The sequence below is a fragment of the Rhodococcus sp. P4_E4 genome (assembly GCF_056401575.1).
The window spans coordinates 141125-153023 of the sequence record NZ_JBFUJB010000019.1 but is presented as its reverse complement, the minus strand read 5'-3'; the positions used below and the strand labels follow the sequence as shown (position 1 = coordinate 153023).

The following is an 11899-nucleotide window of genomic DNA, read 5'->3' as shown; positions in this document are numbered from 1 at the left end:
CGCACCGCCTCGATATCGAGTGGAAACCATGTGGCGATCCTGCGAGAGCGCAGCCGAAGGTCATCGACCTCGACGAAGGGTCGCTTCGAAGTCCGAACCTCCCCGAAGGTCCGAACTCAGGATCAGAATTTGTCGTCGTCAGGCGTCAGGCGCACCGCAGTGCTGCGGTGCTCAACGCAAGGCTAGAAACCGGTTGCCCACACCTGCTTCACCGGAAACGTTCGGCTTCACGGGCAAGTTCGGTCAACCGTTCACACAACTGTGCGAGTTCCGAACTTTCGGCTCCCTCGGCAACAGCAGTCGCCACATCTTCGGCGGCGCAGCGAACCTCGAACATCCGATCCACCAGTTCGACGGCCTCGACGGCGGTCAAGATGACGGCGTCAGCCGGGATCGTCGTGCCCTTGACGGCATTGCGCTGCTCGTACGCGCGCTGGCGACAAGACTGGCTGCAGTACCGGCGACGACGACCCACTCCCGTCACCGCGACCTCGCGGCCGCACCACACACACGGGTTTCCGGAACGCGCAGTCTGCGGTGATCCGACGCGTGTGCTCTCAGCCATGAGTCGACACTGTACTCGAGATTCGGACGCCTTCGATGAACGCGCGCGGTACCCGGTAAGATGGAGAGGTTGCGTCTTCTCGCCACACGGGAACCAATCGGGTGCTCGTGGCGTTGTAGATGAGTGTGAGCGTCTACTCCCCAAGTCAGGGCGCCCACCAGCGGTGACGAACGAAGAGAGGACACCACCATGGCAGATCGCGTACTTCGAGGTAGCCGTCTCGGAGCTGTGAGCTACGAGACCGACCGTGACCATGACCTCGCGCCCCGTCGTATGGCCAAGTACAAGTGCGAGAACGGCGAGATCTTCGACATCCCGTTCGCGGACGAAGCCGAGATCCCCGGCACCTGGTTGTGCCGCAACGGCCTCGAAGGCGCCCTCATGGAGGGAACTGCCCCCGAAGCCAAGAAGGTCAAGCCTCCCCGCACCCACTGGGACATGCTGCTCGAGCGTCGCTCGGTCGAGGAACTCGAAGAGCTCCTCAAAGAGCGTCTCGATTTGCTGAAGGCCAAGCGTCGCGGCGCATGAACTAGCACTTCGATCAAGACCGTCCGGTTCTACACCGGGCGGTCTTTCTCGTTCTACGGGGAGTGATCGTTCACAAGTCGACGTCATACTTCGGCCCTTCTTCGACGTGGCAACTTCAGGATGCTTCGCGGTCCTCAAAGGCACTTCAGGACAACGTCATTCAGCATCCAGGCGCACTCGCGAGCCGACAGTGCGCGGATTCGCGATTCGCGCTGGAGAACCATCGGCACTGCTTCGTGCACCAGTGTGAGCTGTATCCCCCACCCCGCGACACACCAAACTTCGGTACCCCACTCACGCCGATCGTGAACTGGTAGCCCAGTCACTCGGCCGGGTTGCGTGCCAAGTGACGTTGGCAAACAACCCGGCCGACTGGGGTGTGGGTAAATGACTTACGGTGCTGAACGGTACTTCCGCTACTTCGCGGTCACCGAGCGATGCTCTGTGCCGCGGTTCCTTGGCGGAGGCGGGTGATTTCGTTGCGTGATTCGACGACCTGGGAGCTGTCGTCGCCCTTGCTGACAGCAAGGTCGCTGCACAGATCCAGCGCGGCACGAACGATATGTCGTCGTTGGCGACGTTCGGTGCGAGTGGGTGCGGCCTTCGCGTAAGTGCGTTGTTGTCGCCATCCGCCGGCGGCTGTCACCTCGGCGTCGGTCAGGACGCCGGACTCGATTTCCGGGGCGAGAATGTCACGGACGAAGTGGGACTCACGTGGGTGCGCCCAGACGAACGCGATCCACAAGGCAGTGAAAGCGAAGACGATGTCGCCGATCATGATGACGAACACGAGCGAACTGCTGCCGCCGGCGATCGCGAGCATCGAATCCCACACGCCGTGGATCAGGATGGGTGCCACGATCAACGCCAATCCGCGTCCGATCCGCCGGGGCTGGGCCGGGGTGCCGATCAGATAGATCACGCCGGCGCAGAAAAGGGCTGTAAAGAGGGGATGAGAGACGATGTCGGAGTAGGTGCGGGTGGCGATGGAACCGATCAGGCCGTCGGTTTGGTGGGCGCCGAAGCCCTGCGTCGCGCCGGCAATCGAGTACAGAAAGTCTTCGCTGGTCTGAAATCCCAAGCCGATGAAAGCGCCGAGGAGCAGGCCGTCGGTTGCGGTGCGCACCAGTCGCGGTGCAAGCGCGAGGAGGACGACGATGCCGATGCCTTTGGCGGTTTCCTCCACGAACGGTGCAGAGAGGCCCGCATGCCAGTCCTGAGCCCATACCTGCCCGAAAATCTTCGTGTAGAGCGAGCCGACTGCTCCGTTCGCGGGTACTGCGATAGTGAACGTTGCTGCGGTGGCGCCCCAGATGAAGCCGGTGACCACTAGTCCTACGGGTTGGCGTTCGTAGCGGTCGATGTGCCGGAACCACCATGTCCAGACCGCGGCACTGATGATGCCGACGATGCCGGCAACGAGGAGTGCGCGCCCGAAGTATCCGGCGAAGGGGGCGAACATCTGCCAGCCTTTGACGAGGCCGAATCCGCACATCCACAGGTATATCCAGAACACGACGTTGCGTGGTTGGAAGAAGTGAAATTTCTCGCCCCAGGCCGTCGTATCGAATGCGCGGGAGCGGGTTTCGAGGAGATCGCTGCTCACTTGGTGTCTCCCTCATGTGTGCCGATGGAGGCGATCATGTCGGTGATTTCTCGACCGCGGGCGGCGATCTGATCGGGTGGGCCGACTACCTGTACCCGAATTCCCTCGCCGTCGGTGACGAATGTGGTCACCGATCCGGCGGACCGCGGAGTGTCAAAGCTGACCTGGACGCCGCTCAGACCCCCGTCGGTGCTGATCGGCTGGCGTGTACCGGAGACCGCAAGCACGGAACTGCCGTTCGTCGCAAGACTCACGGCATCTGTTTGGGAGAGGAGCTCGTCGGCAGTTCCACTGAATGTGTCGGCGTCGACGCTCACGGTGACGGTGCCGCCGGTCAACGTCACACGTGGGAGCGAATCGGACGCGCCATGTTGGTCGGTTCGGAAACCACTCTCGACATTCCAGCCCGCAGGTGCGGCGAAGGAGACCGTTTCGGTCACGGCCATTCGGTCTCCGGCGCCGGTTGGATCTTCGGAGGAGACAGCGGAATCGATGGCGGGCACGATCACGGTCCAGAGCATCCACACCCCCAAGATCGCGAGGGCGTGTGGGAAGACGCGTGTGTCGAGTCCGAGGAAGCGGTGATCCGCTGGTGGACGTCGTCCGTGTATGGGCTCGTGCTTGTGTGCAGTACTCGAAATAACGCTCAATTTCCCTCGTTTCCATTGCACGGCAGGTGCACTGACTATCGCAGAAACGGACAAATTCCGTGCATCAGCCGGCACCTGCCGGTCATCGAGACGATCGTGCACCAAGTTCCCGTCGGCGCGAGATCACCGAGAGCTCCTAGTCGACGGTGAACCGTCGCATCGCCAGATGTCCGAACACGCCGACCAGAATCAACGTGACGCCTGCGGTCACGGAAACGGAGTCGGTCACCAACCCCGCGATGCCGGTCACGGCTACGAACACCGGCAAAAAGTCGAACAGCCTGAAAATCGACTGCGGTGGTTCAGTTTCGAGGCCCTGAGCCTGAGCGGCCTTGTTCGGCGCATACTCGGGGTACCACTCGGTGAAGGAGATCGCGAAGAAGGTTCCGAGCAACTGCAGAATCCATCCGGTCCAGAAGTTGTCTCCGTCGTGCAGCAGTGCGTCTCCGAACAAGCCCACTGCGGCCGACCATGTGAAGGCGAGCGCCCACACTGCGGTGATGACGTAGTTGATGCGCAGAAACAGTGGCGTCGTCCAATACTCTTCAGGCGTCGACTCTTTCGCGTACTGCAAAGTGAAAGGATTGCGGAGCAGGATCGATCCGAAGGCAAAGACCACCAGCGCGATGTTGGTCAGTTCGCCTCCCCAGAGTTCGAACCACCGAATCGTGTTCGCCGACGCGAGGAGGCCGATGGCCGCCAGAACGCCGAAGAACACGACGTCGAAGACCTCCAACAGCTTCACCGTGCCGCCGCGCCGGTGACTGGCCGCCAAGATCAGCAGCGACAACCCGAGCGCGGCGGCCGCGGATTCCTCGAACCTTCCCGGCCCGGAGAGCAAGGACAGCAGGATCCACGGTGACAGCCCCGCGAGCGGTGACTGCAGCACCGCGTCGACGACACTGGTCTTGCGAACTGCAGTCTGGGGCTCGGTCTTCTCAGGCTGGGCCTTGTCTGGCTCAGTCTTGTCTGGCTCGGTCACAGGAGGCCGCCTTTACGCAGGAACGGGTGGCACAGCGAGTACCCGCGTAGGCGCCCCTCGGAACATCGGCAGCCCGATATCCGTTGCTCGGGTCAGATTGCCGCAGCCTCCTCTGGTGATTGCTCGGCCCGATCTCGGCGCCGGGCTACCAGCGCCATGGCAATCGCACCGACCGCGATGATGCTGAGCACGATCTCCGGCGCCGGACCTACTCGGGTAGCGAGGGTGGAGCTGGTCGAGAGCGGCACCTTGGCCACAAGTGCCGCCGGCACGAACAGGTCGGTCTGCGAAGTCACTGCCCCGTCGGGAGCGATGATGGCGCTGACACCACTGGTTGCGGCCACAACGACGGCACGGCCGTGCTCGACTGCCCGCACACGGGACATTGCCAGCTGCTGATACGTCATCTCGGTGTCCCCGAAGGTGGCGTTGTTGGTCGGTACTGCCAGCAGCTGCGCACCATTGCGCACCGATTCCTGGAACGCCCGGTCGAACGCAACCTCGTAACAAGTCGCGACGCCGATCGGTACACCCGCTGCGTGGACAACGCCGTTGCCCTCGCCGGGCACGAAATTGCCCGCACGATCGGCGTACGAGGAGAAGTTCCGGAAGAAGCTTCGGTATGGCAGGTATTCACCGAACGGCTGGATGATCTTCTTGTCGTGCTGTTCCTGAGGACCATTGGCGCCGTCCCACACGATCACTGAATTGGTGGTCGTACGATCGGCATTCACGAGTACGGTGCCGACAAGAATCGGGGCTCCGATCGCTTCGGAGGCTCGGGTGATGTCGGCCGCGGCATCGGCGTTTCGAAGTGGGTCGATGTCCGAGGCATTCTCCGGCCAGATCACGACGTCAGGCTGATCGACGCGGCCCGCGTCCACCTCGGCTGCCAGTTTCACGGTTTCGGCGACGTGGTTGTCGAGGACCTGCTTGCGTTGCGAGTTGAAGTCCAAGCCCAACCGCGGAACGCTGCCCTGGATCGCGGCGACGGTGATCGTTCGGTCGCCGGAATCCATGGTGGCAAGAAACGGCGACACCACGAGAGCAACGATCACGGGCACGATGGCGGCGGCAACGGCTCCGAAGAATCCTCGGTCCCATCGTTTTGCCGCGACAGCGACGACGACTGCTGCCAAGCCGGTACCGGTCAGGGCCACCGCGAAGCTGAGCAGCGGCGCACCGCCGATACTCGCGAGTGGGAGGAGCCACCCTTCGGATTGACCGAATGCGAGCCTGCCCCAAGGAAATCCGCCGAATGGGACGCTGGAACGAAGCCACTCGGTAAGCGTCCAGGTCGCGGCAATCCACAAAGGTGCCCAAGGCAACCTCGCCACCAGTACCGCCAGCAACCCGAACAGTCCGATGAACAACGACTCCACCGCGGCCAACGCGATCCACGGGACCGCGCCCACGAACACACCGATCCACGGAAGCAACGGCACCAGGAATCCGAGACCGGCCAGGTACCCGTAACCGAAGCCGGCACGAAGACGCAATCCGCCTCGACCGAAGTTCGTCAACACGCACGTCAGAAGAGCGATCCCGACTGGCGCCAGAAACCACAGCGGACGAGGTGGGAACCCGGCGAAGATCAAGAATCCGCCTGCGGCTGCGTACAGCGAACGTAGCCATGCCGAACCGGTGAGCACAGCGTTCACGCGGGAGCGATCGCTGCTGGGCGCCTCTGCGCCGGCCTCACTCACTCGTCGAGCCGCGCTGGTAGACGACGCGTCCGCGATGCACCGACTTGATGCAGACCGGAATCGGCGCATCTTCCGCCAGCCTGGGCAGAGCGGGTACTCGCGAGCGCGGATCGGTAGACCATCGCTGAACCGAATCGGCCGGTGCACTGACTTCGAGTTCGCCTGCCGCCCACAACACGTAGGAGGCGGGTGCACCCGGATTGAGCGTTCCCGCGGCGCCGTCCCGCACTCCGCCCGCGCGCCAGGCGCCGCGCGTTGCGGCGGAGAAGGCCGCACGCGGTGAGATTCCACTTCCGTCGGTGCGGTGCTGGACAGCGGCGCGCAGCATCGCCCACGGCTCGATGGGGGTGACCGGGGCATCGGAGCTGAATGCGAGCGAGACACCCTTACCGGCAGCAGGTGCAAACGGATTCAACGCTGCTGCGCGGTCGACTCCCAGGCGCGTGGCGTACAGACCGTCGGTACCGCCCCACAGTGCGTCGAACACCGGTTGGACGCTCGCGATGACACCCAAGGCCGCGAAGGTTTCCGCGTCGGCCATCGACATCATTTCCGCGTGCTCGAGGCGGTGACCCAACGCGGCGACCTTCGGGCCACCCAGTTCGTCGGCGACCTTGCGGAACGCAGCCGCTGCCGACGAGACGGCACCGTCACCGATCGCATGGAAGCCGGCCTGGACACCCGCGAGGGTGCAGGCCCGGATGTGTGCGGCGATCGCGTCGACGTCGAGATAGGCGTTGCCCGTCGAATCAGGTTGGTCTGCATAGGGTTCGAGCAGCCACGCGGTATGCGAACCGAGCGAACCGTCGATGAATAGATCCCCGCCGAGTCCGTCTGCTCCGGTTTTGTCGAGGAGTGCACGAGCATCCTCTTCGGTGTCGACGCGCTCACCCCAGTAGCCCCGAACCTCCACTCCGTGGTCGTGGGCCAGCAGTTCCTGGAAATCGGTCAGTCCCGAGATGTCCGGTCCCCCGCACTCGTGCACTGCGACGATCCCGCGGGAGGCGCACAGATCGAGCGCCGCGGTACGAGCAGACGCGCGCTGAGATTCGGTCAGCAGGTTCCGAGCCGCATTGCGCGCCAGGTGGTGTGCGTCGAAGGTCAGCGGGCCGTCGGCCGAGTATCCGGCAGTGTCGGCGAGGCCGGAGATCCCGTCGCGCAATGCGCTCGAGCACGCGGCCGAGTGAACGTCGATCCGCGAGAGATACACCTTGCGGCCAGGGGCAGCCGCGTCGAGATCCGCGGTCGAGGGCGGCGTCTGATCTGCCCACTCGGTGTCGTCCCAACCGTGTCCCCAGATGACTGCGTCGGGATGGGCAGTTTCGGGGTTTGCCGCTGCGAATGTTCGTACTCGCGAGAGGCATTCGTCCAGTGAGTTCGCGCCCACGAGATCGAGACCGACGAGATTGAGTCCCAATGCAGTGATGTGGACGTGGGTGTCGACAAACCCGGGAGTGACAAACGCACCGCCCAGGTCTTCGATCTCCGCGGCGGGGTGCAACGCCCGTCCGGCGCGCTCGTCGCCGACCCACACGACGGTGCCGTCGGTGATGGCGATCGAGGTCGCGTCAGGTGCAAATGAACTGTAGATCCGGCCGTTGACCAGCAGACGAGTAGTCACGAGCACCCAGTCTGCCTCTTAGTACTGCGGCCCCCGCGAACGGGTGGGTGTATCCGTGTCCAGAATCTCACCCTCGAGGACGAGTTCCTTGCCGTTGCTTGCTACGTACTCGGTGGTTTCGGGTGTCTCGACGATGATCTCGCCGTCGATCACCTCGCCGTTTCCGCGCATGCGCGCCGCGTAGCCGACGGTTCCGGCGAAGGCGTCACCACCGGCGGCAAATGCTGCTGCGCGCTTGCCTGCCAGGAGCACCGCAAGCGGGCGGAGCGCCCACCGGGTCGGCGGAATCAGAAGCAGAAGGCCCAGAACCGAAGTCACGAGTCCGGGTACGAACATCAACGCGGAGCCCGCCGCGACTAAGGCGCCGTCGGCGACCGCCAGTGACGGCGATCCCTCACCTCGCGTTGCCTTGCGGAATCCGTCCATGACTCGTCGCCACTGCGAACGCATGAGGATCAATCCGACAAGCGAACCGGCGAGAAACAGCAGCACTGTCCAGACGACACCGATGGCGTTGCCCACGATGACCAATGCGGCGATCTCGACGATCACGTAGAGGAGGAATACGGCGGCGATCATGACGTCCCCTTTCAGACGGTCTATCCGTTCAACGCTCGAGGGGCCGGATTTTCTCCCGACAACGACGCAGAGGTGCAAAACAGGCGAGTGCCGTGAGTCACACGGGCCTTCTCTCACGCACGTGCGACTTGCCTGGCGTTAACTAACGCTCCGCTAACGATTCTAAACCTCAAGTTGACGTTGAGACTATGCGCATGGTCAAGTCACTTCGGGCCGCATTTCCCGGCCTCATGAAATGAAGGAGCCCGACATGAGCCGACTCCCCGGCAAGACACTCGCCCGACGCATTCCCGCTGCCATCGCCGGCACTGCCGCCGTCGTGGCACTCACCGCCGGCAGCACGATGATCAGCGCGGGAACCGCGGCCGCAGAACCGGTAGTACCCGAAGGAATTGCCGCGCTGATCGCGCAGGCCGCAGCCATCTCCCCCGAAGCCTCTGCTGCTGTTCAGCAGTTGATCGGCACGGCAGGCGCTGATCAGATCACGACCGCCCTCGATCTCCCGGACATCGGCGTCACCAAGCCGCAGTCGTTCATGTACCCCGCACCGACGGTCGGGTGTGGCGTGGCCGGTGAACCTGTCACCGTCACCCTCAGCTCCGCACAGGCCGGTCCGAACTTCCCGTTGCCGCCGTGGGTCGAGGCCGACCATCTCCGGTTCCAGGCAATCCCGGGTTACGTCGGCATACCAAAGACCTCAGGGTTGAGTGTTGCCTGGATCAACGTCGGCACCTTCAAGGGTGGCATCGTCCCGTTGGACGAGAAGTTGCCCGTACTCGATACGCCGTTGCTCTCGAAGGTCGTCGACACCGGCGACGGCAAGGTGTTTGCCGCTCTCTTCGGCAATGTCGATTACGCAGACGGGAAGACCTGCATCGTGCTGCCAACAGTGGGCGCTTTTGATGCCTGAGCAGAGCGAAACGCTCGCTGCCTGACAGGCGGCTGGCCTACGCGCCCGGAGTCACCAGTCCGGTCTCGTAGGCCAGCACCACCGCCTGCACACGATCACGCAGATCGAGTTTGGTCAGAATGCGTCCGACGTGCGACTTGATCGTCGATTCGGACAGGTACAGCTGCTGTGCGATCTCGATGTTCGACAGTCCCGTGGCCACGTGCCCGAGGACTTCGCGTTCGCGTTCGGTCAGGACGTCGAGAACCACCGGATCGCGTCGCGGCGCCGGACCGTCCACGATGAACCTCGACAGCAGACGACGTGTCACCTTCGGGGAAACAACCGCATCACCGGCCGCCACGCTGCGGATAGCCGACACGAGGTCCTCGGGCGGGGTGTCTTTGAGAAGAAACCCACTCGCTCCGGCACGCAGGGCGCCGAGCGCGTGTTCGTCCAGGTCGAACGTCGTCATGACCAGGACCCTGGATTCGATCCCGGAGGCAAGAATCTGCTCCGTCGCTTTCACACCGTCGACAATCGGCATCCGCACATCCATCAACACGACGTCAGGCTTCAGCGCCACCGCCGCTGCGACCGCCGCGGCTCCGTCACCGGCCTCACCGATGACCGAGATGTCCTCATGTGCTTCGAGCACCATGTTCAGGCCCATCCGCATGAGTTCCTGGTCGTCGACTAGCAGCACGGTGATGGGCACGGCGTAAACCTATCGGGCCTGAGACGTAGGTGCCAATGCGATTGCGGCGAGCCGGTATCAATCGTGGATCTCGAGCGGCAACTCTGCGTACACACGCCAACTGCCGTCGGGGCGTCGTCCCGTCTCGAGTGTCCCGTGCAGTACCGCCACCCGCTCACGCATGCCGACCAGTCCGTTGCCCGAACCGTGAGCGAAGGTCGAGCTCGACGTTCCGTTGTCGACGACCTCGAGCAGTACCGCGGTCTCGGTGCGGCGCACGGTGACTCGGGCCTTCGGGTTCGCGCCGGCGTGGCGGAGGACATTGGTCAGTGATTCCTGAACGAGGCGATGAATGCCAAGGCTGACCGATGGACTGACGTCGTCGAGCTCGCCGGTCAGCTCGAGGCGCACGCCGAGACCAGCGGCACGCATCATCTCGACGACCTTGGCAATGCCGGCCGTTCCGTGTTGCGGCATCAAATCGCTACTGACCTCGGTGCGCAGAAGCGAGACGGTCCGGCGAAGCTCGGCAAGCGCGTCACGTCCGGTGCTGGAGATGTTGCCGAGCGCCTTCTTCGCCAACGCCGGATTGGAATCGACGGCATACGAGGCGCCGTCCGCTTGAACGATCATCACGCTGACCGCGTGGGCAACGACGTCGTGGAGTTCGCGGGCGATCCGGGTTCTTTCCGTCGCCACCGCATCCTCGGCGCGGCGGTCTCGTTCGTATTCGGCCACTTCGAGTCTGGCGGCCACTTCCTCGTCGTAGGCACGTCGCGCGCTCAAGAACTCGGCGGTGATCCAGGCCAGCGCATAGAGCAGCGTCGCGATGATGATCGTCAGGATCACGTCTTGGCGGATGACGAGCAACGAGAAAGTCATGTCCAGGGCAAGGAAGCACGCGAATATCGCCCCGGTACGCCGATCGACGTACGCAACGAGTGTGTAGAGCGAAACTCCGAGCGCCAGCAGGCCTGGATGTTCCGCAGCCGGATCCCCGGTCGCCCACATCATCAGGGTCGCGAAGTACGACATCGACAATATGGACGCAGCGGACACACGCGGATATTTGCGACGCCACACGACGGGAAGGCAGATCAGAAATCCGACGACGAGCTGAGGCCACCGCTCCTCACGCGGCGAACTGACGAACGTGACTACCTCGAGCGCGAAGAACACGAGCGCCAGCGCGCTGTCCGCGATCATCGGCTTTCCTCGCAGCCACAGGCTGAACCTCCGCATGTGCTCAAGAGTGTCACAGCTGTGAAAGAGTCACCGCCGTGGATATTGCTGATTGGGGACTGCTGATGACGGCAGCAACGGCGGCGGGTTGGGTGGACGCCGTCGTCGGCGGCGGCGGATTGATTCTGTTGCCCGCGCTCTTTCTGGTCGCCCCACAATTGACCCCGCAGGCCGCACTGGCCACCAACAAACTGACGGCATTCACCGGGACGAGTGCTGCGGTGTACACGTTCTCGCGTCGAATCCCGATGGAATGGCGGCAGATGGCGCCGGCAGCCGCCTTGGCAGCGGTGACGTCCGCGTGCGGGGCGGCGGCCGTTTCACTGATCGACAAGAAGTACTTCATTCCGATCGTGATGGTCGTACTCGTCGCTGTCGCCGTCTTCGTGACAATGCGGCCGACGCTGGGCACCACGATCGCCACTCATCGTCCGACGCAGCGCAAGACCGTCCTCGTCCTGCTGCTCTCCGCCGGACTCATCGGGCTTTACGACGGTCTGCTCGGACCCGGCACCGGCACTTTCCTCATCATCAGCTTCGCCACCTTCCTCGGAACCGAATTCGTTCGAAGCGCAGCCATGGCGAAGGTGATCAATCTCGGTTCCAATTTCGGCGCGCTCGCCTACTTCGCCGTCACCGGGCATGTCTGGTGGAGTTTGGGTTTGGCGATGGCGGTGTGCAACGTTCTCGGCGCGGTCATCGGTTCGCGGATGGCGCTGAGCAAGGGATCCGGATTCGTCCGGATCACGCTGTTGGTGGTCGTGATCGCCATGGTGATTCGCCTCGGATGGCAGCAGTTCGGTTGAGATCGGCGGTCGTCGGCTAGCGTCGTGT

The 11899-nt window shown here is 63.5% G+C and carries 12 protein-coding genes; 3 read left to right on the top strand and 9 right to left on the bottom strand.

Annotated features, from left to right (window positions below; genetic code table 11):
- Window positions 1-208 precede the first annotated feature (208 nt).
- Window positions 209-565, bottom strand: a complete 357-nt coding sequence (locus AC1DVN_RS21085) for a hypothetical protein (protein ID WP_020907776.1) — start codon at window positions 563-565, stop codon at window positions 209-211.
- A gap of 189 nt (window positions 566-754) precedes the next feature.
- Here AC1DVN_RS21085 and AC1DVN_RS21080 point away from each other — a divergent pair, with 189 nt between their 5' ends.
- Entirely contained in the window at window positions 755-1093 is a 339-nt protein-coding gene (locus tag AC1DVN_RS21080) for an RNA polymerase-binding protein RbpA (RefSeq protein WP_019748472.1), read from the top strand.
- A 427-nt stretch (window positions 1094-1520) separates the two neighbouring features.
- Here the strand turns inward: AC1DVN_RS21080 and AC1DVN_RS21075 are convergent, their stop codons facing one another.
- The 6 genes from AC1DVN_RS21075 to AC1DVN_RS21050 all read right to left on the bottom strand — a co-directional run bounded on the left by AC1DVN_RS21075 (window position 1521) and on the right by AC1DVN_RS21050 (window position 8237).
- Entirely contained in the window at window positions 1521-2699 is a 1179-nt protein-coding gene (locus AC1DVN_RS21075) for a PrsW family intramembrane metalloprotease (RefSeq protein ID WP_020969637.1), read from the bottom strand.
- Entirely contained in the window at window positions 2696-3349 is a 654-nt protein-coding gene (locus AC1DVN_RS21070) for a hypothetical protein (RefSeq protein ID WP_230091154.1), read from the bottom strand. Before AC1DVN_RS21070 ends, AC1DVN_RS21075 begins: the two co-directional genes overlap by 4 nt.
- A gap of 136 nt (window positions 3350-3485) precedes the next feature.
- Entirely contained in the window at window positions 3486-4331 is an 846-nt protein-coding gene (locus tag AC1DVN_RS21065) for a hypothetical protein (RefSeq protein ID WP_019748476.1), read from the bottom strand.
- A gap of 92 nt (window positions 4332-4423) precedes the next feature.
- Entirely contained in the window at window positions 4424-5992 is a 1569-nt protein-coding gene (lnt, locus tag AC1DVN_RS21060; RefSeq protein ID WP_214500044.1) for an apolipoprotein N-acyltransferase, read from the bottom strand.
- 37 nt (window positions 5993-6029) lie between these two features.
- On the bottom strand, window positions 6030-7664 hold the full coding sequence (locus tag AC1DVN_RS21055; protein ID WP_021333480.1) for an amidohydrolase: 1635 nt from the start codon (window positions 7662-7664) through the stop codon (window positions 6030-6032).
- Window positions 7665-7676: 12 nt separating this feature from the next.
- Window positions 7677-8237 carry an FxsA family protein gene (locus AC1DVN_RS21050; RefSeq protein WP_477994190.1) on the bottom strand — a complete coding sequence of 187 codons (561 nt, stop codon included), beginning with the start codon at window positions 8235-8237 and terminating at the stop codon, window positions 7677-7679.
- A gap of 250 nt (window positions 8238-8487) precedes the next feature.
- Between AC1DVN_RS21050 and AC1DVN_RS21045 the strand changes: the two genes are divergently transcribed.
- Complete coding sequence (locus tag AC1DVN_RS21045) at window positions 8488-9147, top strand: hypothetical protein (RefSeq protein WP_020969642.1); 660 nt, start codon at window positions 8488-8490, stop codon at window positions 9145-9147.
- Between the two features lie 37 nt (window positions 9148-9184).
- Here AC1DVN_RS21045 and AC1DVN_RS21040 read toward each other — a convergent pair whose 3' ends face one another.
- Window positions 9185-9844: a response regulator gene (locus AC1DVN_RS21040; protein ID WP_003945024.1), complete on the bottom strand. Its 660-nt coding sequence runs from the start codon at window positions 9842-9844 to the stop codon at window positions 9185-9187.
- Window positions 9845-9901: 57 nt separating this feature from the next.
- Window positions 9902-11065, bottom strand: coding sequence for a sensor histidine kinase (locus AC1DVN_RS21035; protein ID WP_019748480.1), 1164 nt, complete (start codon window positions 11063-11065; stop codon window positions 9902-9904).
- A gap of 38 nt (window positions 11066-11103) precedes the next feature.
- Between AC1DVN_RS21035 and AC1DVN_RS21030 the strand changes: the two genes are divergently transcribed.
- Window positions 11104-11871 carry a TSUP family transporter gene (locus tag AC1DVN_RS21030; protein WP_019748481.1) on the top strand — a complete coding sequence of 256 codons (768 nt, stop codon included), beginning with the start codon at window positions 11104-11106 and terminating at the stop codon, window positions 11869-11871.
- Window positions 11872-11899: the final 28 nt, after the last annotated feature.